At 41.6% G+C, this 24000-nt stretch carries 22 protein-coding genes; 6 read left to right on the top strand and 16 right to left on the bottom strand.

The genetic code is table 11. From position 1 onward, the window contains the following. Window positions 1-5 precede the first annotated feature (5 nt). The 3 genes from PR725_RS12625 to PR725_RS12615 all read left to right on the top strand — a co-directional run bounded on the left by PR725_RS12625 (window position 6) and on the right by PR725_RS12615 (window position 2105). Window positions 6-1049 carry a hypothetical protein gene (locus PR725_RS12625; RefSeq protein ID WP_272569359.1) on the top strand — a complete coding sequence of 348 codons (1044 nt, stop codon included), beginning with the start codon at window positions 6-8 and terminating at the stop codon, window positions 1047-1049. Between the two features lies 1 nt (window position 1050). Next, window positions 1051-1578, top strand: a complete 528-nt coding sequence (locus PR725_RS12620; protein ID WP_110732251.1) for a LemA family protein — start codon at window positions 1051-1053, stop codon at window positions 1576-1578. 134 nt (window positions 1579-1712) lie between these two features. Further along, a complete protein-coding gene (locus PR725_RS12615) occupies window positions 1713-2105 on the top strand; it encodes a hypothetical protein (protein WP_272569264.1) in 393 nt (130 codons plus the stop codon). Window positions 2106-2122: 17 nt separating this feature from the next. Here PR725_RS12615 and PR725_RS12610 read toward each other — a convergent pair whose 3' ends face one another. The 8 genes from PR725_RS12610 to PR725_RS12575 form a co-directional block, all read right to left on the bottom strand. Continuing rightward, complete coding sequence (locus PR725_RS12610; protein ID WP_117162842.1) at window positions 2123-3346, bottom strand: RhtX/FptX family siderophore transporter; 1224 nt, start codon at window positions 3344-3346, stop codon at window positions 2123-2125. After that, window positions 3324-4757 carry a PepSY-associated TM helix domain-containing protein gene (locus tag PR725_RS12605; RefSeq protein WP_272569262.1) on the bottom strand — a complete coding sequence of 478 codons (1434 nt, stop codon included), beginning with the start codon at window positions 4755-4757 and terminating at the stop codon, window positions 3324-3326. The genes PR725_RS12610 and PR725_RS12605 overlap by 23 nt, the downstream gene beginning before the upstream one ends. Beyond that, window positions 4754-5005, bottom strand: a complete 252-nt coding sequence (locus PR725_RS12600; RefSeq protein ID WP_109911920.1) for a hypothetical protein — start codon at window positions 5003-5005, stop codon at window positions 4754-4756. The genes PR725_RS12605 and PR725_RS12600 overlap by 4 nt, the downstream gene beginning before the upstream one ends. Next, window positions 5005-7143 carry a TonB-dependent siderophore receptor gene (locus PR725_RS12595; RefSeq protein ID WP_272569260.1) on the bottom strand — a complete coding sequence of 713 codons (2139 nt, stop codon included), beginning with the start codon at window positions 7141-7143 and terminating at the stop codon, window positions 5005-5007. The genes PR725_RS12600 and PR725_RS12595 overlap by 1 nt, the downstream gene beginning before the upstream one ends. A 107-nt stretch (window positions 7144-7250) precedes the next feature. Then, window positions 7251-8120, bottom strand: a complete 870-nt coding sequence (locus tag PR725_RS12590) for a helix-turn-helix transcriptional regulator (protein WP_109911918.1) — start codon at window positions 8118-8120, stop codon at window positions 7251-7253. A gap of 96 nt (window positions 8121-8216) precedes the next feature. After that, window positions 8217-9398: a cyanate transporter gene (locus PR725_RS12585; RefSeq protein WP_123382483.1), complete on the bottom strand. Its 1182-nt coding sequence runs from the start codon at window positions 9396-9398 to the stop codon at window positions 8217-8219. Beyond that, on the bottom strand, window positions 9395-9862 hold the full coding sequence (locus PR725_RS12580) for a nucleoside deaminase (RefSeq protein WP_004914393.1): 468 nt from the start codon (window positions 9860-9862) through the stop codon (window positions 9395-9397). The genes PR725_RS12585 and PR725_RS12580 overlap by 4 nt, the downstream gene beginning before the upstream one ends. Further along, entirely contained in the window at window positions 9862-10548 is a 687-nt protein-coding gene (locus PR725_RS12575; RefSeq protein WP_272569256.1) for an ankyrin repeat domain-containing protein, read from the bottom strand. Before PR725_RS12575 ends, PR725_RS12580 begins: the two co-directional genes overlap by 1 nt. Before the next feature lie 84 nt (window positions 10549-10632). Here PR725_RS12575 and PR725_RS12570 point away from each other — a divergent pair, with 84 nt between their 5' ends. Together PR725_RS12570 and PR725_RS12565 are read left to right on the top strand one after the other, a co-directional pair. Further along, window positions 10633-11490: a LysR substrate-binding domain-containing protein gene (locus PR725_RS12570; RefSeq protein ID WP_164528454.1), complete on the top strand. Its 858-nt coding sequence runs from the start codon at window positions 10633-10635 to the stop codon at window positions 11488-11490. After that, complete coding sequence (locus PR725_RS12565) at window positions 11487-11837, top strand: nuclear transport factor 2 family protein (RefSeq protein ID WP_109911913.1); 351 nt, start codon at window positions 11487-11489, stop codon at window positions 11835-11837. The genes PR725_RS12570 and PR725_RS12565 overlap by 4 nt, the downstream gene beginning before the upstream one ends. A 74-nt stretch (window positions 11838-11911) precedes the next feature. Here PR725_RS12565 and PR725_RS12560 read toward each other — a convergent pair whose 3' ends face one another. Then, window positions 11912-12874: an agmatinase gene (locus PR725_RS12560; protein WP_109911912.1), complete on the bottom strand. Its 963-nt coding sequence runs from the start codon at window positions 12872-12874 to the stop codon at window positions 11912-11914. Between the two features lie 50 nt (window positions 12875-12924). Then, window positions 12925-14145: a sodium/glutamate symporter gene (locus PR725_RS12555; RefSeq protein WP_110732254.1), complete on the bottom strand. Its 1221-nt coding sequence runs from the start codon at window positions 14143-14145 to the stop codon at window positions 12925-12927. Between the two features lie 282 nt (window positions 14146-14427). On the opposite strand from PR725_RS12555, the gene PR725_RS12550 reads away from it, so the two are divergent. Next, window positions 14428-15309 carry a LysR family transcriptional regulator gene (locus tag PR725_RS12550; RefSeq protein WP_117162845.1) on the top strand — a complete coding sequence of 294 codons (882 nt, stop codon included), beginning with the start codon at window positions 14428-14430 and terminating at the stop codon, window positions 15307-15309. 64 nt (window positions 15310-15373) lie between these two features. On the opposite strand, the gene fbaA is transcribed toward PR725_RS12550, so the two are convergent. From fbaA to PR725_RS12520, 6 genes are all read right to left on the bottom strand, one after another. After that, window positions 15374-16450 (bottom strand): class II fructose-bisphosphate aldolase, encoded by a 1077-nt coding sequence (gene fbaA / locus PR725_RS12545; RefSeq protein ID WP_109911909.1) that lies wholly within the window; start codon window positions 16448-16450, stop codon window positions 15374-15376. 59 nt (window positions 16451-16509) lie between these two features. Then, window positions 16510-17673, bottom strand: a complete 1164-nt coding sequence (gene pgk, locus PR725_RS12540; protein WP_004914415.1) for a phosphoglycerate kinase — start codon at window positions 17671-17673, stop codon at window positions 16510-16512. Window positions 17674-17765: 92 nt separating this feature from the next. Then, complete coding sequence (epd, locus tag PR725_RS12535) at window positions 17766-18785, bottom strand: erythrose-4-phosphate dehydrogenase (RefSeq protein ID WP_004914418.1); 1020 nt, start codon at window positions 18783-18785, stop codon at window positions 17766-17768. A gap of 312 nt (window positions 18786-19097) precedes the next feature. After that, on the bottom strand, window positions 19098-21092 hold the full coding sequence (tkt, locus tag PR725_RS12530) for a transketolase (RefSeq protein WP_272569250.1): 1995 nt from the start codon (window positions 21090-21092) through the stop codon (window positions 19098-19100). Window positions 21093-21671: 579 nt separating this feature from the next. After that, window positions 21672-22196 (bottom strand): fimbrial protein, encoded by a 525-nt coding sequence (locus PR725_RS12525; protein WP_272527701.1) that lies wholly within the window; start codon window positions 22194-22196, stop codon window positions 21672-21674. Window positions 22197-22380: 184 nt separating this feature from the next. Continuing rightward, on the bottom strand, window positions 22381-23997 hold the full coding sequence (locus PR725_RS12520) for a fimbrial protein (RefSeq protein ID WP_227024218.1): 1617 nt from the start codon (window positions 23995-23997) through the stop codon (window positions 22381-22383). Window positions 23998-24000 lie beyond the last annotated feature (3 nt).

The raw sequence follows: 24000 nt of genomic DNA, 5'->3' as shown, positions 1-24000 counted from the left end.
TGAATATGTATTTTTTACTCGGAGCCGCCATTGGTGCCTTAATTTTATTTATTGATAATAAATTCTCGGTAAATAAAAAAGTAAACTGGGGGATCATTCCTTTCGTCGGTGTTGCTTGTGGTATGTGGTACTTACTCTCACCTTCTACCCGTGATTATGTCAGTATCATTTATTATGTCGTTGTACTGGTCATCACCTTTTTTATTACTCGTAATGTCGTCAATTCTAGCAAAGTAGCCTACCAACGTTATCAGCGCTTACAAAATGAAGGCTCATCAAAGTTTAGTGCGTTTCTTAGAGTCCTTGTGGGAATGCTGATCGCCACTTGCCTATTTGCTGGGTTCTTTATCGACATACGCGTATTTTTTATCGCATTTGTCTTAGCCTTCGTATTTAAAGCAATTGAAAATACACCAACCAAGCGCTTCTTAAAATTTCAGAAAAACCTAGCCACCTCTAAAATACGCTCAATGGCGATGGGACTTGTGGAAGTTGAAGGGAAAATCACAGCGGGCACGTCCATTAAAAGCCAGCTAGGTAATAAAACCTGCTATGGCTCCTTTTATTTTGAATATTCCATATCAAAAGATAAAGACGGTAAAAAAAGCTATACCTTACAAAGTAGTAAGTGCAACATGCACAGCTTTACCCTAACGGATGATACGGGCTCTGTTAAGGTAGAATGTGACCCTGATTATTTCGTTTACCCGGGCTTAGAGCCGCATATGGATGTTGAAAGCGGTAATCGCCGTTACACAGAGTATTTACTTGAAGCAAACCGCAGTTATTTATTAATTGGTACAGCAGACGCTAACGAAAAAGGCGAATCGGTTATTATACGTAAAGCACCTCATATGCTATTAGGCGTCTCCCCCTCGGACTATGTCGTTCGTTGGAACAAAACAGGTCCATTACGTCGAAATTTAGCTATTACCGCCATGATTGCACTTTTTCTGATTGGTGTGATTTTAGTTACGCCAATGGATTATCAAAACGGGCAGCTAAATATGCATTTCGACCAGATCGCATTATTTGATGGTAATGACTAACATGGAAAAGCTTATTTTTTTCATCATCATTGCGGTTATTAGCTATATTTTTATACGCTATCTTATTAATATTTATAATAATATTGTATTTTTAAAAAACAATTGCCATAAAGCGTTTGCTAATATTGATGTATTGCTAAAGAAGCAAATTGAATTAGTGCCGGTATTAACTCACGTTGCAGATAAAGCGATGGCACATGAAAAGCAGCTGTTTAGTGAATTGATTGCCAGCCGCCAGCGCTATTTATCCAGCAGCGCGATCGAAACCAAAGTCGATATTGCGAATCAACTGACAGCGAAAATAAAGCCACTGCTCGCGGTTGCAGAAAACTACCCAACACTAATTAGTAAAGCAGTCCTAAGGGAATTACAAACCCAAGTAAAACATATTGAAGACCAAATTGCAGACCGACGTGAATTTTTCAACCAAACCGTCACACTCTACAATACAGATATTCATGTTTTCCCCAATCTGATTTTTGCCAGATTATTTCGTTTTAAAGATATCCCCCTACTCTACTCTAAATAATTCGAGTTGCAGGTAGGCGACAAAGGAAGATAGGCCGATGAGCATACACAAGTATGTGATTCGGCTAGCTGAGTGTAGTCAACACCCTTGCAACTTGAAGTATGACGAGTATATGGCAAACAGGAGCGTTTATAATGATAAGTATCCCTTTCTCTTGGTTTGGTTTCACCGATTGGCTCATTGAGCAACAGGCAGGGCTTATCATTATGTTTGCGACATTCGGTACACTACTTTTAACGGTTGCCGTCCTTATCATCCTCAATATATTCGGGTTAAAAAAGTACTCGCTCTACATTGCAGGTGCTTTATTTTGTTCCGTTTTCATTAGCATGATGGTCATGATCCCACTGTTACTGCTTTTTAGTATTGAAAATTCAATTAAGTTGCAACTTGTCTGGTTGGTGATCGTTGCCAGTTGCTTAATTTCATTTTTAAGCAACCGACACTATTTAGATATCTACTTCAATTCCATTGCAAAGAAAGCGAATAAAGAAGTCAAAAAACAAAATAAGAAACGTAAAAAATAGCACCGGATCTATTTATCTTAAACTCGCTCTGTTTCTAATCGCTGCATATAGCGGTAGTGCGAAAATGTCACTAACAGCGCAATAAAGGCAATTAACGCCCCTAATATAAACCCACCGGAATAGCCTACCGCTGCGGTTAAACCTACAAGCATCATTGAACTGGCTAATTCACCAATATCACGGGTACTTTGTACTGCTGTCATATCAGTACCTGCTTGCTGATAGCGCGATGCAAATTGCATCCCGGCCGTCATTATCGCGACTGATGTAATCCCCGCAGATAACGAACCAAATGTAATACACAGTGCAACTAAAGAAATAGAAACACCATTAGCCGATTGCAACAGCCATAACAATGAAGATAACAAAGCAAATAACAGACCAAATGAGAAAGCGCGCCACACACCGGTTTTACCGATTAACCACGCCCCACCACCACAGCCCAGTACTAGTGTGACTATCCCCCCTGCCATGCCCATTTTACCAATTTGCGCTAATGACCAACCCGCATCATTTAGGAATAGTTTGGCTAAACCAAAACCGGAAACAGCCGTCACCGCAGAAAGCAAAGTTAATAACAATAAACGCGGAGCACCACGACGTTTTACCGTTTTTAATAGGCTCGCTTTTTCGTTCATATCCTGTGTTATTGATGGCGTTTTTAATGGACAGACACTAATAAACAATAAACTGAGTAACGGCACGCAGGCTAAAACCCCCAAAGCAAGGTGTTGGCCTAAACTTTCACTCATGATCATCAACCCTGCGCCACCAATAAAAAAGCCCGCCATCACCCCTGCTATCTGTACCGCATTGATCTTTGATAACATTGTGCCACTGACCTGCTCCGCAGCCATACCATCTGTTGCAATATCTTGGGTAGCACTGGCAAGGGAAGCGGCAAACAACAATACAATGCAGGGTAAAGCATTCTCAACCGATAACCCGATGGTGCTTAGTGCGAACATCGTTATCGTGACAATAATTTGCATTGGAATAATCCAACTTTTACGGCGACCTAAACGATTCCCCCAATGGTTATCAACAAACGAAGCCCATAAAAATTTCACCACCCATGGCAAACCGACTAATGGCAAAAAAGCTAATGCTTTCAGTTCGCCTCCGTCATGGCGTAAAAAAGTAGGTAATGCATCCATTGCTATCCCCATCGGTATCCCTTGCGCAAGATAAAGTAACCCCAACGTCACCACTAACTGTTTATTTTGTAATAGATCTTTCATACTCACTCCGCGCACGTTTTGCTGTGCCTGACAATTTTCGACAACCGAATAAAATACATAAAAGCCCTATTCCGCCACATAACAAAACGAGATTGATACGAGAAAAAGGCAACGAACTAAACAGATAGGAGGCTATAAATGCGAATAGCAACAAAACAGCGGAGAATAAAAGGCATACCTGCAAGCTCAACTGTGCATTTTTGCAGAGTAAACTCGCTATACAGGCTATCCCCCAGCCCATAAAAAAGTGCATTGGTAGCAAAGCAGTGAACCATGGTATTAGCGCTAATAGTGCGCATGCGGACAACAGCAATCCACCACAACTGCCCACAATGAACCTTGCCGCTAGGCTATAATTTCTTTTCCAACACCATATGGCGAGGCCGACAGAAACCAATATCAGCCCACTCACCCCTGCGATAAAATGCAGATAACTCAATGTATTACTTATTTTAGGTAACCATTGATATTGCCCATAATGCAAAGGTTGGATGGCGATAAAAGCACGTGTCCAAATACCTTGCTGTGCAGAATCCCGCACTGCAACTAACTGGCGCTTTTTACTATCAAATTGATATTGTTCAAAGTTAGAGGTAGATAACTGTCCATTACGCACACCGCCAATCACCCACGTATCACCTTGCTTGAACAAGATTTGAGGGATAAAGCTAGGGACTGTTTGCTGTAATGCGCTGATTGCCGCAGTAATCGAGCTTTCAGCCGCGGGAACCGGTGTTTTCAGTGGTTTAAACTCGCCCATCAAGGTTTTCATGATAATTTGTGGATTATCCGGTGCAGCCCTTTCACCAAGGGAAACCGTTCCTAGCGCCCCTAGGCCTGATAATGCTCCGGTAAACGCAAATAAAACCAGCCACGGATAACACCATAGGCCAAGCCAGCTATGTAAATCATGGAGAAACACTCTCAAGTGTGTCACACGCGGCAAGCGCACCATTGTGGATATTCTGCGGCGTTGTATCACTAGCCCTGTGATTAACAAAACGGCGAATGCAAAACCAAATAAACTGATAAAAACTCGCCCAGGAAAATCCATAAATAAGTTTTTATGTAATGTTACTAGCCACATTGTCGGGCTGTTTAAGGCAACCAATTCACCGTTAATCGCGCTATAGCTTAATTCACATCTTCCCATACCTTGGCAAAAAGTGATCTCAGGATTATGCTGCTCAGGCAGCTGGATCATAGTTGCACTTGGTTGCAACGCAAGAAGCTGTTCGAGTGGTAATAACTCACCTGAAAGTGGCACATTGTTCCACCATAACCGCAATGCATCACTACCTAAGCTCCAACACCCTGTGAATAGGATCACAAACAGAAAAACGCCAAATAGCGCCCCAGCACTGCGATGTAATTGGTCTAAACGACGAGTGAGAGGCTGTTTATGCTTCATACCCACCCCGCCATCATTAAAAAAAGCGGCAATAGCCACCAGCTATAGCTACGTACTAATAATTTTCGCCAATTTAGTGCACTGAAGTTATAAACTAATAATCCCATCGTGATGATAACGCTTAGAAATATTGCACCATATACGCGTTCGAGCGGATCTGCTGATGGATAAAAACGTGCTATCAACATCGATAGCACGATCCCACCGAACAACGTGCCAATAACTGCTAGGCAACTGACTAATTTCATTAAAAATCAGCCTTCAATGTAAACATTACATTACGTGGATCACCATAGCGGTTATTCCATTGTGGAGAGAAGAGTCCTGAGTAATAACGACGGTCGAACAAGTTATTAACATTAACCGCTGCCGTCCATGTCTCATCGATTTGGTAACCTAAGCGGGCATTAAAAATGGCATACCCACCTTGACGCAAGGTTACATTACCATTGCTAGTGCTGTAGGCGCTTTGCGCTTGCATACCACCGCCCAAGCTCCATTTGCGCTCATTCCAAGGTAGGTCATAGTTAGACCACACGCGTAGCATATGACGAGGGGTTAAAGTGTTATAAGACTCCCCTTGATGCTGACTGTCATCACGGTATTTGGTATCCGTATAGGTATAACCCACCGATACATCCCAAAATGGGGTCAGATAACCAATACCTTCAAGCTCAAAACCTTGGCTACGAACTTTACCACCACTAATGAAATAGTTATTAAAGCCCCCTGTTGGGTGTGCAGGATCAATTTGTGGGTTATTTTTAATATCAATTTGGTAAATAGCACCTGATAGGTTTAATCCGCCGTTGAATAGCGCGCCTTTGACACCCGTTTCAAGCGTTTGCCCTTCAACAGGCTTGAGCATTTTTCCGCTCCACATTTTTCCTGTTTGTGGCTGATAGACTGTTGAATAGCTGCTATACCATGACCATTGCGGCGTAAAATCCCAAATCACACCACCGTAGGGAGTAAGACGGCCATTTTCGGTGAAGTTTGCTGTTGGTGTTTTGACATCCCACCAGCTATCACGCACCCCCGCAATAACAGTAACAGGTTCGATCACTTTGATACGTCCCATCCCGTATAGACCCTTTTGCGTCGTTTTGGTTGGCCCTGCGGAACTATAAGCGCCAACATTAGGTTTTGGTACACTGTGAGGGTCCCAACGATACACGTTCACTGGTACATTTAAGGCGGGGTCTAAATCTGCGCTATATTGCTTTTCACTGGCATGTGAGTAACTTGCACCGACAACTACATCATGGGTTAACCCCCATGCGTCTACCTTACCGTTTAAACTGGTATCTAAGCTGGTTTGTTCGTTACGGAATTTATACGCTCCCCCCATTAACATTGCACCATCACCGGTTACAGGGTCGATATTTCCCCATGCTCCTGCGTACAATAATCGGGCATTTACATGTTGATACTCTGCGTTAAGCTTATATTGCCAATCATCATTGATTTTATGTTCAATACCCGCAAATGAACGGGAGGTATCCCACTTGAAGTGGTCCCAATCCACATCTAAATAGGTTTTACGTGGTAAATGTAAATCACTGCCATCTTTACCGAAAGGAACACCTGCCATATTGGTAACAGAATCAATTGTTTGGAATTGTGCCCCCATACGCAGTAAAGTATCTGGGGTAACATCGATGTCAACAGTACCGTACATCAACCGTGTTTGTTGGTCAGAGATATCATAAAAATAGTCTTTATCTTCCCATGCCATGACAAACCGCCCACGCACTGAACCTGATTGATTCAGTAGGCCCCCAACGTCCACTTCTCCACGATAACGATCCCAACTTCCCGCACTTAAGCTCAACTTGGCCATATTTTCTTTTGGCGCATGTTTTCTTACCATATTGACGGTTGCGGCGGGGTTTCCCATACCATGTAAAAGGCCGTTCGACCCGCGAAGAATTTCAACCCGCTCATATACCGCCATATCTTGAGGAGAACTGGCCATGTTACCTAATAGAGCTGGCACACCATCAATTTCAAATGAATCAATCTGGAAGCCGCGCACATAATAAGCCGTTGTTAACTTCACATAGGGCGCACTGGTTACCCCTGTTGCACGTTGCATTACATCATCAAGCGTTTGTAGGTTTTGTTTTTCAATTTGCTCTCTATCAATCACGCTAACAGATTGCGCCACTTCCCGTGGTTTGAGTGCAATTTTTCCGAGTGTTGTCACCCCCGGTGCAACATAGTCATCATCAATCTCTGAAGATGCGGTCACTTGTATAACATCCTGTTTCGGTTGCATAGGTGCTGCATTCACCATCGCAGAGCAACTCACTGTTGCACACAAAAGGGCACAAGGTGTTAAGCGGAATTTTCCGCGTGACTTAATGTTATAAACGGACAGCATTTCCCACCCTAAAAAAGTTAAATGATAATTGTTATCAATTTAACAATTAATGTGATGGGATACTTTCGACCGCCGGAATTTGTCTATCGTTATCCGGCTACACACTGTTATTTTTTGAGTTGATTAGGTGAAATGCCAAAACGTTTGCGAAATGCAACGGAGAAATGAGCGGGGGTATAGCCGACTTGGTAAGCCACTGTTGAGATATTTGCATCATTCATACTCAATAGCTGGAAAGCTGTTTCCAAACGGGTCTCCTGCAACCAGCCATAAATACTATTGCCAAATAATTGGCGAAAGCCTTGCGTGAGTTTACGGGTATTGACCCCTAACCGTTTAGCCAATTCATCTAAACTGGGTGGGGATTCCATTTCCTGAATCAATATAGTTTTTGCCATATGCAAGATATCAATATCTCTCTGGCGTAGTACGCTCATAACAGGCGTATTTGTATGAGATAGCGAATGATGTAAGCACAGTGCCGTAATTTCAGACACTTTAGCGCTTAAATAGAGTTGGCGTAATGACGAATGAGTTGGGCAAGCAAATAACTGATGAGTGATCGCCAGTACACTCGGTGGAATAACCAACTGTAATAGCTTTGGGGAACGAGGATGATAACAAGTATCTGGTAAACTTAATTGTTGCATTTCCAACCATTCAGGAGAAATATCTATCATGGTGTATTTCATGGTTTGCTGGCCATAAAATTGATTATTCAATAGATAATTTTGCGAGCTGCTCGATAAAATCAAAGAAGGTGAATTGACTTCAACATTTTGTCCCGCACTACTACGGCAACCCATTGCCCCTTGATGGATAGCCACAATTTTGAGCCCAGCGGCTTGTTCTTCTTCAATACCTAAATCACGGTTAATCAGAAACTCACCGCGGCGGATCCGGATAAATTCACCAACAGTTTGTTCTTCACGGGCTGAATGTGCTTGTGTGAATTTATCTTCAATACGCTGCTGCATAGAGCTCTTACCTAGACGAATAAATAAACAGTTATAGTGGCAAAAAAACACCAAGATAACAATAATTATCATTCGCAATAAAAAAGAGGAGATTAATTATCTTAAATTGAAGATTTGACTATAGCTTTTAGGGTTCAAACGCAAATAAAGAATCAATGTTACTAATACAAAGACCACATGCATTGCCCATACCCATGTAAAACTCTGGCTGACTTGATGTAACCAAGCCGCCACTAATGGCCCAAATGCAGCAATAATAAAGCCACCAGCCTGCATCAACGACGTTAATGCGCCTGCGCTAACGGGATGAGGAAGGTGATCTAAAGCCGTAATAATACTGAGTGCAAAGCAGCCGCCTAACCCCATACCTAATAACGCCACCCATAAAAGTGGCACATCGCTGGCAAACAGCATCAACCCGGAAAAACCAAGTGCTTGGCAACTGAGCGTGACTATCAACCAAAAGCGACGATCAATATTATGCGAAGCAAATACAGGGATCATTAGCGCAGATAACGCCTGAAATACCGTTAATATGGCAACAAACGTGCCACTTTGTGCAGCACTCATTCCCTGCTCTTGGAAAAAAGGTGCCAACCAAGTCACTACGGTACCATAACCCGCATTAATCAGCCCAAAACCTGCCATCAATAACCATGCTCTCGGCTTTCGTAAGAACACCAATACTGAAACTGATTCTACTTTTGAACTCCGCTCTGTATGTACATTCGCCCAAATAGCCAACAACGCCAGCAAAGCTGGGAAGGCAAGCCACGCTAAGGCACTCTGCCAATGGCCTGTCATTTCCTCAACTAAAGGGGTGAGCTGTGCGCCAATTGCTCCCCCCGCCATTAACGTGGCGGAATACAACCCTGTCATCATCGCCATTTTTTGGGGGAAATTCGCTTTAATGAGCCCAGGAAATACCGACTGAATATAAGCCGCCCCCACACCACATAAAAAAGCCGTTAATAATAAAGCCGCACCATCAACAACAAAGTAACGAGCGAGTGAACCGACTAGCAGTAATAGCATTGCAGTACTGATCCCTGCACGCTCGCCTATACGTTGGTTTAACATCGGTACAACCAATGCCCCAACCCCCATCAACAACATGGGTAACAAGGTTAAAAGCGAAATGCTTTGATAACTCATCCCTGTCGTTTGAATGATATTGTCGATAACGGGCCCTGGGCCCGTCATAAAGGGCCGTAAATTCAACCCGACTAAGACAATGGTCAGTATCAACGCCAACGAAGATGGTGCTGTTTTACTCATTTAGATTGCCGTTCCCACCACTGTTGGTATAGGGTGCTGCGCATTTCACCGTTGGGCTTTAATTGCTCAAACCGTAAACCTGATTGCTGTTCAGGCGCGACTCTCAGCGCTTTGGCAATGGCATCCGTAGAAAGCCCAAAAGGTGCGGCATCATCGTTTGAATAGGCGTAAACGACCCGAGAGATACCCGCCATTCGCATGGCAGCAAGGCACATAGGACAAGGCTGCCCACTCGCATAAACCACACAGTCATCTAATTTCACGCGGCTTAATTTTTGCCCTGCCTGACGCAGCGCCATCAGCTCTGCATGGGCAGTTGGGTCATTGAGTTCAAGCATCTGGTTGACGCCACTTGCAACGACTTGCCCATCACAGACAACAATTGCGCCAAAAGGTCGTCCGCCAGCTTGCACGTTTTCCATTGCTAAGTTGATAGCTTGTTGCAAAAATTGCGTATCCGACATTATTTCGCTCCCGAATTCTCAAGAATTTCAATCAAATTACGGTAACCTTTGCTTTTTGCCAACGTCAACGGTGATATCCCCGAGCCATCCGCTAAATTGACATCTGCGCCGCCTTTAATTAATTCAGTGACAATTTGTGCGTACTTATCGCTACCATCACCCAAAATAATCGCCTCAATCAGTGCAGTCCAACCCAACCGATTAACGTGATTCACATCAACCCCTGCATCAATCAAGGTTTTGACCGTCGTTACGTGTCCGCGTTCTGCCGCAGGGATCAACGCAGTTCCCCCGTAGCGGTTAGTACTTTTTAAATCAGCCCCATTTTTCAGGGTTAATAATAAAATATCTTGCAGCCCACGCGCCCCTGAATAAAGGTACGGTGAATCTTGCATGTTATCCTTCGCATTCACATCTGCACCGCGCTCAATTAAATAGCGCGCCACATCCACACGGTTTTCATGGGTTGCCGCCATCAACGCAGTACGTTGGCGTAAATCGTGTTGTTCAATATTTGCGCCTTGCTCAACCAAGGACTTAACGGCTTGTAGATTACCTTGTTCAGCCAATGACACCAAAGAATCAAGTTGTGGATTCGCCATACCTTTCACCATAAATACCAATGAAACCATAAGAATGCTAGCTAAGTGAACCAACCATTTCCCACGTAAAAAGAATGTTTTCATGATTAATCTCCCCGATGACTCTTTAATCTACTGAAAAAGTATGCTATTTAAAAATTAAATAACTAAATGATAGGTATTTATAAAATGAATCCATTACTCAATCTTGTTTTGTTGAAAACCTTTGTCACTGTTGCTGAAACAGGGAATTTCACCGTGGCTTCACAGCATTTAAATTCAACGCAATCAACATTGAGCCAGCAGATTCAACGGCTAGAAACTTTAGTCGGCCAGCCTTTATTCATCCGGGGACACCGTATACTTACCTTAACCGAAACTGGTGAGGTTTTGTTGAGTTATGCTAAAAATATCTTAGTACTTAATGATACCTTCTTTATGAAAATCACTGGCAATGCGGTAATTCAAACTATTCGGCTCGGTTTTCCAGAAGATCTCGCTTCTGGCCAAGTTACCCCAACACTTGCTGCATTTATGCAAGCTAATCCCAATATACGGCTAGAAGTCACGAGTGGCCTAAGCCGCCAGCTTCATCAGCGCTACCAACATGGTGAGTTAGATTTAATTATTGTGAAACAGAAAAAAGGCGAATTTAAAAGCGATTACCATTGGCCTGAACCATTATGTTGGCTAATTAGCAACCAATATAAACACTTCAATAATGATTCCGTACCCTTGGTAGTTTTTCCTGAAAATGGTCTATATCGTAATGATATGTTTAAGTTATTAGACAATGAACAGCGCCCTTGGCACATAACTTATACTTGTTCTAGCCTCGCGGGCATTCAAAGTGCTATCGCTGACGGGTTAGGGGTCAGCTTATTACCTTTGCGAGCAAAACTACCTCAACATCGAATTTTAACAGAAGAAGAAGGTTTCCCAGCCGCTCAAGAAATGGAAATTGCCATGCATTTCCACGCAAATACTTCGGATATTGTTACTCAGCTAGCCGAGAAACTGGCACAAAAATTGGAGGAACGCGAGTGATACATAAACTGATTGAATTAGAAAAAAAATTACATAACAGTACTAACCGACAGAATAGCCATTTTCTTCGTGAGATTTTGCATGCAGATTTTTTTGAATTTGCTCGTTCTGGAGGAACCAGTGATAAGCGAGATACGCTTTTGTCATTAGCAAATGAAATGGAAACATCTATTTATTCAGAAAATTATCACTGCTCATTCTTGAGCGATAATACCGTGTTAATGACCTATACCAGTTTTGAATTACACTATGGTAAAAAAATCAAACCCACCCATCGTTCATCTATTTGGCTAAAAAATTCAGAAAACCAATGGCAGCTGCGGTTTCATCAAGGAACCCCAATATAACTCTCTACTAAAAAATTTGAAGCCTACTGAAAAACAACAGCCTCCATTTGAAGACTGCTGTTTTTTATTGACGATTACTTATCAAAATAACCCGCTCGGATAGATGCCCCAATAAGATTCACCACGAAGCGCCCAGCAGTCACCCCCGTTAGCTTAGATGGAATATCTTTGGCTGGGGTAATTTCCACAATATCCATACCAACAACGCGACCCTTCTTCACTAAACCGTGAATTAGGCTCCGAGCTTGCAAATAGGTCACCCCACCAGGAGCTGGGCCATCAACTCCAGGCATGATACTTGGGTCAATCCCATCTGCATCAATACTAATATAGTAGTTCGAATTATCAGGGATCCGGTCTAAAATGGCTTGCATCCCAACCTCATGCAGTTCGTAGGCTGGAATAACATGCGCCCCATGGTCTTTAGCCGCTTGGTAATCCGCTGGGCGCCCACTACCTTGCGCACGTAAACCAATTTGGAAAATTTCACCGATATGTTTCATTTCTGAAGCGCGGCGGATCGGGCTTGAAAGGCCAGTATCGACACCATTAACCTCTTCACGCCAATCTAAATGCGCGTCAATATGCACAAGTGTAATCGGTCCTATTTCATCAAATCCCTGCAAAATAGGTGTTGTGATGCCATGATCGCCCCCTAAAACAATAGGAAGTGCTTTAGCTCTTAGTAATTGCCGAACCGCCTCAGCCGCACGTTGATGATGTTCCCCCAAAGGCTTTGATAAATCAGGAATAACATCACCACAGTCAACAAATTTAATATCTTTTCGGCCTTGTAATAGTGGCCCATCAATATCAAAATCATAATGATCTGGATGCCTAACAATTCGGTCACTCATATCACGTAAATATTGTGGAGCTCGAGATTGGTCATTGGTAAATGCGTGAGCACTATAAGCAGAACTAAATGGCATCCCTAGTATGGCAATATCCGCTTCAATGTCGGTCAATTCAGTCACTAATTCTGAATATAAAAATGTTTTATGCCCAACATTTGGGGGTGTCGTTAATTTTTTCATACAAACTATTCCTTCTTAGATTTAGTTTTATTTCTTTTATTTTTTATTTCTTAGCCACCAAATGTGTTAGCTAGGAATACAAATAGAGGAACACCAACAATATCCGTTAATACCGTTCCGGCGATTGGAATAATAATGAATGCCTTTCGTGAGAATAAACCATATTTATTACAAATAGCGTCCATAACCACTAAGCCATTTGGTGTTGCACCTAAACCATGTCCAATAAAACCAGCGGACATAACAGCAGCATCATAGTTTTTACCTAATGCGCGATAAACAACAAATATAGAAACTAATATTGTTGTAATAACCTGAGATATTAATATAATCGTTAGTGGTAATGCTAACTCATATAATTCCCAAAGTTTTAATTTCATCATTGCCATCACTAAAAACATTTCTAGTGATAGAGTAGAAATTAACACCACTGTATTACGAGATATTTTAATTATCGGTTTTCTTTCATTAATTGAATGAAATACAACACCAACAAATAAACTAAAAATATGGCCGGGAATGGTAAAGCCTGTTGCTGTGCTTATCCATTTCGCTGTCGGCATTCCGATAGCGAGTATGCTTAAAATAATCGCTCCTGTAATAATACATTGTTGGGCTGTAATTTTATCTTCTTTGCTGTTACTTTCTGCTAAATTTTCTAAATCAACATGGTCAGTTTCAATTTTTAATTTATTTCTTTGGATCAACCAGTTCCCAACTGGCCCCCCTAGAATTGACCCTGCAATCAAACCAAACGTTGAAGCCGCTAACCCAACATTCAGTGCTTGGTCATGACCAAAGGATTCAATCAGTGGTGCTAAAGATGCCGCCATACCATGACCACCCTGCATCGAGGCTTGGCCTGCCATCATGGCAACTAATGGCTCAATATCTAAAACATATGATAAACCAATGCTGACGCCATTTTGCATAAATGCCAATCCCCAGCAAATTACCATATAAATCAGTAATATTTTTCCACCACTCACTAATAGTTTAACACCTGTCATTAAACCAATTGTGACGAAGAATACATACATCGATAAGTCATATAATGTGTTATCAAAATTAAGTTCTACAATATTAAATTGATAAGCTAACCACATTACAATAGAAAACATAAACCCGCCGATAACAGGGCTAGGAATTGAATACTTCATAAAAAATGGGAATTTTTTTATAATTACATTGCTAGCGATTAATAATAAAGCCCCTAATGCTGTAAATGTAATCATATCTAATTTTATTGTTAACAATTCATCTGTGACCATAAATTAGAATCCTTTTGTATTTATATATATTTGGATTAATTATTATTTTGTGGCGCCACTTTGGTAATAATCTATTAACAACTACAACTTTAAGATATACGTATCTGATAGGAATAAAAGTGATATTTTTGATCCTATGGTTTCATAAAATGAAACCTTTTATAGAAAACAAAAATAATTTTAATAATTAAAATAAAACAACATTATTTGTGTCGTTTGTATCCCAACAAAAATTAAGCTAGATTAGCATTTAGTGATTCATTTCACGTAATAGGTATAAATATGCATAATAAAAAATTAACGGAAAAAGACTTAAAATCATTACGTGTTTTTACTTCTGTTGCAGAAGTCGGTGGCTTTACCATTGCAGAAAAAAAATTAAATATGTCAAAAGCGTCAATAAGCCGCCATATTCGTGAAATTGAAGAAAAACTCGGTGTCCAATTATGTGAAAGAGGGCCTTCAGGCTTTAAGCTAACTGAATCAGGTTTATTTGTTATCGAAAAAGCCAAAACCGCTTTGAAAGCATTAGATAATATCAAAACTGAAGTTGATGAACGCCATGGGGTTTTATCTGGCACATTAGTTATTGGTGTTATTGAACATATTTTAACGGATCCACTATGCCATCTATCAGCAACAATCACTCAATTTACCCAAGAAGCACCTAATGTCAAATTAGAGCTAAGCATACTCAACCATAATCAATTAAATAAAGCACTTAGCGACAGAACAATTCAAATTGGTATTCGGGGGCAGTATCACGAAAATAACCGTTATAATTATCAATTCTTATTTATAGAAAACCATAAGCTTTATGTTTCTGCCAATACCGCCAGCAACAAGCATAATCTAGCATTGGTTTACCGGCCACATCCATTCACTGAAAGTATTTTAGCATCGGGGGAATTTAGTCGAGGCCCTGAAGCCGCTGGCCTTGAGGCCGTTGCTACCTTTATCGCTTCAGGTCACTATGTCGGAATTCTGCCCGAGAACTATGCCTCTCATATTAATTTTCGCCACTCACTGGTAGAAATGAACGATTCCCCTGTTTTTCATAACCGCATATGTGCGATCACTGAGGCCAGTAAACCGCTAACACAAAGTGAAGCATTATTTTTGAAACTACTTTCACAATTAAGTGAAACTTCGCTATCTACATGATCAAAAATCCCCCAGTAAGTCACCTTACTGAGGGATTCATCACAAGAAACTTAATGCGTGTTAATTAGAGAACATCAACACAGTTCAGTTCTTTAAATGCTTGCTCTAAACGAACAACCATTGACTCTTGTGCTTTACGCAGCCATACACGTGGGTCATAGTATTTTTTGTTAGGTTTATCCGCACCTTCTGGGTTACCTAACTGACCTTGCAGATAGCCTTCGTTCTTTTTGTAGTACTGTAAAATACCATCCCAAGTTGCCCACTGAGTATCAGTGTCGATGTTCATTTTGATAACACCGTAGCTAACTGCTTCTTTGATTTCAGCAGCACTTGAGCCAGAACCACCGTGGAATACGAAGTCTAAGCTGTTGTGTGGCAGATTATATTTTTCTGAAACGTAGTCTTGTGAATTACGCAGAATTTTTGGCGTTAACTGAACGTTACCTGGTTTATAAACACCGTGAACGTTACCGAAAGATGCAGCGATAGTGAAACGTGGGCTCACTGCACTCAGTTTTTCATACGCATATGCAACGTCTTCTGGCTGAGTGTACAGCTCAGAACTGTCCATTCCGGTGTTATCAACACCATCTTCTTCACCACCTGTACAGCCTAATTCGATTTCCAATGTCATATCGATTTTAGCCATACGTGCTAAGTATTTAGCACAGATTTCGATGTTTTCTTCCAGTGATTCTTCTGACAAGTCAATCATGTGAGAAGAGAACAGTGGTTTACCGGTTTTCGCGTAGTGTTTTTCACCTGCATCTAACAGGCCATCGATCCATGGCAGTAATTTTTTCGCACAGTGGTCAGTATGCAGAATAACAGGAACACCGTAGTGCTCTGCCATTTGATGCACATGATAAGCACCTGAAATTGCACCTAAAATTGCAGCTTGTTGGCCTTCTGCTTTCAAACCTTTACCTGCGATAAATGCGGCACCGCCGTTTGAAAACTGAACAATAACTGGCGCACGCACTTTCGCGGCCGTTTCAAGTACGGCGTTAATTGAATCCGTACCAACACAGTTCACCGCTGGCAATGCAAAGTTATTTTCTTTGGCAACTGCGAAAACTTTCTGTACATCATCACCCGTGATAACACCCGGTTTAACAAAATCAAAAATTTTAGACATGTGAAAAGGTCCTGTGGTAAACAGGCAGCCTACGCTGCCTGTTGTGTATGAACAATTAATTACGCTTTAGCACGTTCTTCTAGCATCACAACGGCAGGGAGCTTTTTGCCTTCAACGAACTCAAGGAAAGCACCGCCACCAGTAGAGATATATGAAATTTTGTCAGCAATATCGAATAAATCGATAGCTGCTAGGGTGTCACCACCACCAGCGATAGAGAATGCGTCGCTATCAGCAATCGCTTTTGCAACGATCTCGGTACCTTTACGGAAATTAGGGAACTCAAACACGCCTACTGGGCCATTCCAAAGAATGGTTTTGGCATTTTTCAGGATCTCAGCCAAGCGCTGTGCAGATTCATCACCTAAATCCAGAATTTGTTCGTCATCTTTAATTTCAGTACTCGCTTTCAGAGTTGCTGGTGCAGTTTCAGAGAACTCGGTTGCAACGCGAACATCCGTTGGTACTGGAATTTGGCAGTTTGCCAGTAATTTTTTCGCTTCAGGGATTAAATCCGCTTCATATAATGAGCGACCAACATTATTGCCTTCCGCTGCGATAAAGGTATTTGCAATACCGCCACCAACAATCAGCTGGTCTGCGATTTTAGATAGGGAATCTAATACAGTCAGTTTCGTTGACACTTTAGAACCACCAACAATCGCAACCATTGGACGAGCTGGGTTATCTAATGCTTTACCTAATGCTTCTAACTCACCACTCAGTAGTGGGCCAGCACAAGCAACTGGAGAGAATTTAGCAACACCATGTGTTGACGCTTGTGCGCGGTGAGCCGTACCAAATGCGTCCATAACATAAACATCACACAATGCAGCGTATTGTTTAGACAGGGTTTCATCGTCTTTTTTCTCGCCTTTATTAAAGCGAACGTTTTCCAGCACAACTAACTCGCCAGCTTCGATTTCAACACCGTTAAGGTAGTCTTTAACTAAGCGGACTGGGTAATCCATTTTGTCAGCCAGATAGTCAACAACAGGTTGCAGTGAAAACTCTTCGTTGTACTCGCCTTCGGTCGGGCGACCAAGGTGAGAAGTGACCATGACTTTAGCGCCTTGTTTCAGAGCAGCTTCAATTGTTGGTAATGAAGCACGAATACGTGCATCAGAAGTAACTTTGCCATCTTTTACAGGAACGTTTAAGTCAGAACGGATGAATACGCGTTTACCCGCTAAGTCTAAATCGGTCATCTTAATTACAGACATGGTGAATCCTCTCGTTGATTCTCTATAAAGTTTCCATCAGCGACTGTGCAAAACAATAAAGTTATCATGCCCTGCTGTCTGTCAGTCGCCAATTAGTTTAAACCTGTCGCTGCCATCGCTAATGTTGTATCTAGCATCCGGTTAGCAAACCCCCATTCGTTATCACACCAAACTAGGGTTTTAATTAAATGCTTACCACTAACTCGCGTTTGTGTACCGTCTATAATAGCACTGTGTGGATCATGATTGAAATCCATCGAAACTAGCGGTAATTCAGTGTAGTCCACTATACCACGAAAATGGCCTTGTGCCGCGCTTCGCAGTAGTTGGTTGACTTTATCAACACAAACATCGTTATGTACGGTAACACTCAAATCAATCGCTGTCACATTCGTCGTCGGTACACGGACAGAAATGGCTTCAAAATGGTCTTTAAATTTCGGAAAAATTCGCGTAATTCCTGCCGCTAACTTGGTATCAACAGGAATAATAGACTGACTCGCTGCACGAGTTCTGCGTAAATCTTTATGATAGGCATCGATAACAGGCTGGTCATTCATTGACGCATGAATCGTCGTCACGGTTCCCGATTCAATCGAAAATGCCTCATCAAGCAATTTAATAATAGGAATAATACAGTTGGTGGTGCAAGAAGCATTGGAAACAATCTTGTCTTGAGCGGTTAAACTTTCATGGTTAACACCATAAACGATAGTTGCATCAAGGTCATCAGTACCCGGGTGAGAAAATAATACTTTTTTCGCCCCTGCCGCTAAATGCAATAAGCCGTCATCCCGTGAACCATAAACCCCACTACAATCTAAAACAACATCAATCCCCAGTTCTTTCCAAGGCAACTCATGCAGCTCAGATTGGTGAAATAAACGAATATTATCATCACCAACTTGTAAAAGTGTTCCGTTAAGTCGTACATCCCAAGCAAAACGCCCATGGCTGGAATCATACTTCAGCAAATGCGCAATCCCTTCAGGTTCAGCAAGTTCATTAACCGCCACCACGACAATCTCTGCCCGACGGCCAGACTCATACAACGCTCTTAGAACACTTCGACCAATGCGGCCAAAGCCATTTATTGCTACCCTGATTGCCATTCTACACCTTGTATCTGAGCAAAATCACACGGTTGCTAAGGATAACTGACTCACACCAACTCTACTGCTCATTTTAGCTGTCAAACATCAAAAGTGTGCTTCAACCGACATTTTTAAAAAATATTTTCATTCTGCAACATACAACTGAAACGGTTCAGCTTATCTAGGATTAGATTAAGGGATATATTTATAGAACGCAATAGAAAATCCTATATTGGTGCACAAAAAAACAACGCCTAGTTTATCGCTAGGCGTTGTTCAGCAAGATAATTAGGAATGAGAACCGAAATTCGGAACTCATTCCTTCTTATTTTATTTCAGTAAAGATTTCGCAGCTTCAACTGCTTTCTCTACTGTGATACCGAATTCTTTAAACAGAACTTCGGCAGGAGCAGATTCACCAAAGGTATGCATACCGATGATGGCGCCGTTTAAACCAGTGTACTTGAACCAGTAATCTGCAATACCCGCTTCGATAGCAACACGCGCTGTCACATTAGCAGGTAAAACCGCTTCACGGTATGCCGCGTCTTGTTTATCAAATACATCCGTTGATGGCATAGAAACAACACGAACTTTACGGCCTTCTGATGTTAATTGATCAGCCGCTTTAACAGCCAATTCCACTTCAGAACCTGTAGCAATAAAGATTAACTCAGGCGTACCTGCGCAATCTTTCAGAATGTAAGCCCCTTTCTCGATATTGGCTAATTGTTCAGCGCTACGAGGTTGTTGCTCTAAGTTCTGGCGAGAGAAGATTAATGCGCTTGGGCCATCTTTACGCTCGATAGCATATTTCCACGCCACCGCAGATTCAACTTGGTCACAAGGACGCCACGTGCTGACATTTGGTGTCACACGCAGGCTTGCCAGTTGCTCAACCGGTTGGTGAGTCGGGCCATCTTCACCCAGACCAATAGAATCGTGAGTATAAACGAAGATGCTACGCACTTTCATCAGTGCTGCCATACGAACCGCATTACGCGCGTATTCAACAAACATCAGGAATGTCGCGCCGTAAGGAATGAAACCACCATGTAACGCGATACCGTTCATGATAGCTGACATACCAAATTCACGAACACCGTAGTGAATATAGTTACCCGCTGGGTCAACATTCAGCGCTTTCGAACCTGACCACATGGTTAAGTTACTTGGTGCTAAGTCTGCAGAACCACCCATAAATTCTGGTAACACTTTACCAAACGCTTCTAATGCATTTTGTGATGCTTTACGGCTGGCAATATTTGCTGGGTTTTGTTGCAGATTTTCAACAAATTGTTTTGCATCCGCGTCAAAATTAGCTGGTAATTCACCATTCATACGACGAGTAAATTCCGCAGCTAATTCAGGGAATTGGGCTGAATATGCGGCGAATTTTTTATCCCATGCGCTTTGTTTTTCTTTACCTGCGGTACGAGCATCCCAAGCTTCGTAGATATCTTTAGGAATTTCGAATGGACCGTAGCTCCACCCCAGAGCTTCGCGAGTTGCTGCAATTTCAGCATCACCTAAAGGTGCACCGTGGACAGACTCAGAACCAGCTTTGTTTGGTGAACCAAAACCAATGATAGTTTTACACATAATCAGTGTTGGTTTATCAGTTTGGTTTTTCGCTTCATTCACTGCCGCGTTGATCTGTGATGCGTCATGTCCGTCGATATCACGGATAACATGCCAGCCATAAGATTCGAAACGTGCTGCGGTATCGTCAGTAAACCAACCTTCAACTTCACCATCAATTGAGATGCCGTTGTCATCATAGAATGCGATCAGTTTATTTAATTTCAGTGTACCCGCTAAAGAACATGCTTCGTGCGAGATACCTTCCATCATACAGCCATCACCCATGAATACATAAGTGTGGTGGTCAACAACGTCATGGCCAGGGCGGTTAAATTGCGCGGCTAATGTGCGTTCTGAGATCGCAAAACCCACTGCGTTTGCAATGCCTTGCCCCAAAGGACCAGTTGTTGTTTCAACACCTGGAGTATAGCCATATTCTGGGTGGCCCGGTGTTTTAGAGTGTAATTGGCGGAAGTTTTTTAACTCTTCGATAGGTAAGTCATAACCAGTGAGGTGCAGTAAGCTATAAATCAACATTGAGCCATGGCCGTTTGACAGTACAAAACGGTCACGATCTGCCCAGTGAGGGTCTGCTGGGTTATGATTCATATGGTCACGCCACAGTACTTCAGCGATATCAGCCATGCCCATTGGCGCGCCAGGATGCCCTGATTTTGCTTTTTGAACCGCATCCATACTTAGAAAGCGGATAGCATTAGCAAGGGTTTTACGAGTCGTCATCAGTATACTCCAGGTAGGATAAAAACGTACTTAAACCAATTTTTACAACGCAATACGGATAGTGCTACTTTAATTTCGCTGCAACATGAAAGTATCAATTTACCGAGGTATCGCCATCGGTCTCCTTATCTAAGGAACCACAACACATCGACAACAAACTGAGCATTTCACGAATAGAGCGATTGAAAGTAACCCAATTCTACCCATACCGCAATATTTGCTATGTTCATGGCAGCAGATCGCTAATAAATTGAACTGCCGCAAAGCTGAATCCATTCCATTGCGCAAAATATCCCTTAAGACTTACATTTTTGCGCAAGTGACTAACCTTATTAAACCTGAGTTCAGTGTCTGGGATCAAGGTGATTTATGCTTCTAGCACATTTAGCTGCCACATTAGTGATAATTGGCAAAGTTTTAGACAAAAAAAAGCGCAATATGCCCGAATATTTTTGTTTGAGTTGAGTAAAAGACCTAGCCTTTCTAATGACTATTAATAGATAGAAGTAACATGAATTGAAAAAAACCAGTAACAACAAATATTACTGGCTAATCATATAATATAAAATTTTAAATCAGCTAATCGCAGTTGCCTATAGAATAGTATTTATCAAATATAACAATGTATTTACGGCTTTTTTTCTTTACAGCTTCATGGTGAAATTCTTGTTGTGGTAAAAGATAAAGAACTAAGGGCTGCTCATCATCCTTTACTTCACAGCTTTCATGAATTAGCACCCTAAAATAAGTATTGCCCGTATTTTTTAATATGCCCGCATCCGCATCCATCGCATATTTAAACTCAATATCTTTCGGCCTAACCACAAAATAGGTTTCTAAACTAACTGTGGGGTAAAATAACGGTTGCTGATTCTGAAAAGAGTCAGTTTCCACATCAAGTGCCGTTTCACTGATTACAATCTTATAATAGCGTTCTTTATCATCCGCTTTACCGCGATAAAAAATCTTAAAATACTCTTGCTCACCGGGTAATACGATTTTTTTTAAAGGGGTAAAAATAATTTCCCCTTCTTCTATTGGCTTCCCTTGCTCTTTATTATCAGGCTTATCTATTTGGTATGCACTAAATGTATATAAATTCACCTTTTTCGTATCATTGATATAGGACTTTGAAAAAAAGCTTTTATTGGGCTCTAAAGATGAAATATCTGAGCTCAAATAAAGTGAATAGGCTTTACCAAAACATGAAAAAAGCAATAATAACAGCGAGCTAATCAATAGTTGAGTCGCTATACGCTTCAGCTTATCAGTATAAATCGCGCCAACCTTATAAATGGACATCTGGCCCCGTCCAAATCGCTTTCACGACAACCGTTCCACTCGCAGACACCGTTCCTAACCAATCGATGCCATCTAACGTAAATAATGAGTTTGAATCATTCATTGGGAAACGTAAATCCAAATTAGTGCGATAAAAAGAACCTAAATCTTGGTTAGGGATATCCCATGGTGTTTCCGTCCACAAGGCATTATCCATCGATATTTCCGTACCATCACAACTTGAGCGATAAGACTCTTCGATACCTGAAGCATTTTTAAATGACAAGTAAGCTGAAAACGGAACACGAAATTTGTCATCATCGGAGCTGAACAAACAAAAGTTTTGTCCGTTAACATTCACTGTCGGCCCCTCGACTCTTGCAGTGATCGCGTCCGCTTGTCGAGGGCCGCTTGTCGTCACAATATAATTAAACTCAATTGGTGGTTCCGCTGGGCCAATTTTCCCAGTTTTTGACGGGTTAGGAATATAATCCGCAGGCACAATACTAATGCTGTAGTCCCTAGGCTTTATCACTAACTGGTTCGATGGCGTGAATTCATAATAGCCTGACTGTGGGGCAGCGGCAGGGTTCGTAAACGAAAACGTAAAAAAGTCTTGGCTATTGGTGAAATCAATATTATTTGTCACTAATTGTTTGAAAAACGTATTAGAAAAAAAGATAGAAACATAGTTATTTGAACTTTTAAAATATGAGTTCGCTGCATAAGATGAGTTGTAATTTTGCCAAACATTAGAACCGTCGTCAGGGCCTATTTTTATTGACGCAGCAGCAGGGGTAAATGGAATTAATGTTGAATTTACTTTTAATGTTAGCAACACATTCGCAAAAATATCCCCCGATGTTTCATGTTTTACCACTTGGCAAATTAAACCGTTCACGTTGGCAACAATACCAATACGACAAAATTGCTCCCCGGGACCTAGGCTTGGGTTACCATTACTATCAATGTAAACTTCTTGCATTGCGCCTGTTGAACTCAGTTTAATATGCCCTGATTTCGTCATTGTAAACTCATGAGATGCGATAATTCGTCCACCAACACTTTGGCAACTTTCCCCTTTTGCAGGGTCATAATCCAAGTCAGTCATACATGCACGATAGCTATAAGTTTCTACTGTACCAATAGGCAGTTTTTGAAAATATTGGTATGTTGACTCACTAAAAATACCTCGCGCATATGCCCCTTCCCCCAAGGTATTATCCTGTACAATTTTATACGCGCCATTTCGACCAACATATTGTGCAGGCCAATAACCCGTATCGCGATTACAGTAATTACGCATACAGCGGTTACCAATAAATGGGCTATCAATCGGTGAATTTTCAAACCAAATATCTACATTCTGGTTGGCCCGAATCGAGGTATTGGTGTAACCCATATAACCTAAGCTTTCTTGGTTTCTTGCTGAATAACGGGAAAATTTATTTGCGCCAGTGAATCGAGGATCTAAAGACCTTGGTGTTACAAAAAACTCATTATCAACACCATTTTCAATAAATACATAAGAGTTACTCAGAGCCACAGCTAAGCCAGAAGAACTAAAGACGCCATTCAATAAACAACTCGTCAAAAATAGTAAGAAATATTTTTTATTCATCATGAA

Origin of the sequence: Providencia sp. PROV255 (assembly GCF_028478065.1) — a bacterium.
Lineage (GTDB): Bacteria > Pseudomonadota > Gammaproteobacteria > Enterobacterales > Enterobacteriaceae > Providencia > Providencia rettgeri.
Note: the sequence above shows the minus strand (reverse complement) of the source record. Positions and strands in the feature narration are given on the sequence as shown.

Excerpts from the sequence above, each read along its gene's own strand:
- PR725_RS12625 (WP_272569359.1), top strand. The coding sequence starts at position 6 with ATGTATTTTTTACTCGGAGCCGCCATTGGTGCCTTAATTTTATTTATT.
- PR725_RS12620 (WP_110732251.1), top strand. The coding sequence starts at position 1,051 with ATGGAAAAGCTTATTTTTTTCATCATCATTGCGGTTATTAGCTATATT.
- PR725_RS12615 (WP_272569264.1), top strand. The coding sequence starts at position 1,713 with ATGATAAGTATCCCTTTCTCTTGGTTTGGTTTCACCGATTGGCTCATT.
- PR725_RS12610 (WP_117162842.1), bottom strand. The coding sequence starts at position 3,346 with ATGAAAGATCTATTACAAAATAAACAGTTAGTGGTGACGTTGGGGTTA.
- PR725_RS12605 (WP_272569262.1), bottom strand. The coding sequence starts at position 4,757 with ATGAAGCATAAACAGCCTCTCACTCGTCGTTTAGACCAATTACATCGC.
- PR725_RS12600 (WP_109911920.1), bottom strand. The coding sequence starts at position 5,005 with ATGAAATTAGTCAGTTGCCTAGCAGTTATTGGCACGTTGTTCGGTGGG.
- PR725_RS12595 (WP_272569260.1), bottom strand. The coding sequence starts at position 7,143 with ATGCTGTCCGTTTATAACATTAAGTCACGCGGAAAATTCCGCTTAACA.
- PR725_RS12590 (WP_109911918.1), bottom strand. The coding sequence starts at position 8,120 with ATGCAGCAGCGTATTGAAGATAAATTCACACAAGCACATTCAGCCCGT.
- PR725_RS12585 (WP_123382483.1), bottom strand. The coding sequence starts at position 9,398 with ATGAGTAAAACAGCACCATCTTCGTTGGCGTTGATACTGACCATTGTC.
- PR725_RS12580 (WP_004914393.1), bottom strand. The coding sequence starts at position 9,862 with ATGTCGGATACGCAATTTTTGCAACAAGCTATCAACTTAGCAATGGAA.
- PR725_RS12575 (WP_272569256.1), bottom strand. The coding sequence starts at position 10,548 with ATGAAAACATTCTTTTTACGTGGGAAATGGTTGGTTCACTTAGCTAGC.
- PR725_RS12570 (WP_164528454.1), top strand. The coding sequence starts at position 10,633 with ATGAATCCATTACTCAATCTTGTTTTGTTGAAAACCTTTGTCACTGTT.
- PR725_RS12560 (WP_109911912.1), bottom strand. The coding sequence starts at position 12,874 with ATGAAAAAATTAACGACACCCCCAAATGTTGGGCATAAAACATTTTTA.
- PR725_RS12555 (WP_110732254.1), bottom strand. The coding sequence starts at position 14,145 with ATGGTCACAGATGAATTGTTAACAATAAAATTAGATATGATTACATTT.
- PR725_RS12550 (WP_117162845.1), top strand. The coding sequence starts at position 14,428 with ATGCATAATAAAAAATTAACGGAAAAAGACTTAAAATCATTACGTGTT.
- fbaA (WP_109911909.1), bottom strand. The coding sequence starts at position 16,450 with ATGTCTAAAATTTTTGATTTTGTTAAACCGGGTGTTATCACGGGTGAT.
- pgk (WP_004914415.1), bottom strand. The coding sequence starts at position 17,673 with ATGTCTGTAATTAAGATGACCGATTTAGACTTAGCGGGTAAACGCGTA.
- epd (WP_004914418.1), bottom strand. The coding sequence starts at position 18,785 with ATGGCAATCAGGGTAGCAATAAATGGCTTTGGCCGCATTGGTCGAAGT.
- tkt (WP_272569250.1), bottom strand. The coding sequence starts at position 21,092 with ATGACGACTCGTAAAACCCTTGCTAATGCTATCCGCTTTCTAAGTATG.
- PR725_RS12520 (WP_227024218.1), bottom strand. The coding sequence starts at position 23,997 with ATGATGAATAAAAAATATTTCTTACTATTTTTGACGAGTTGTTTATTG.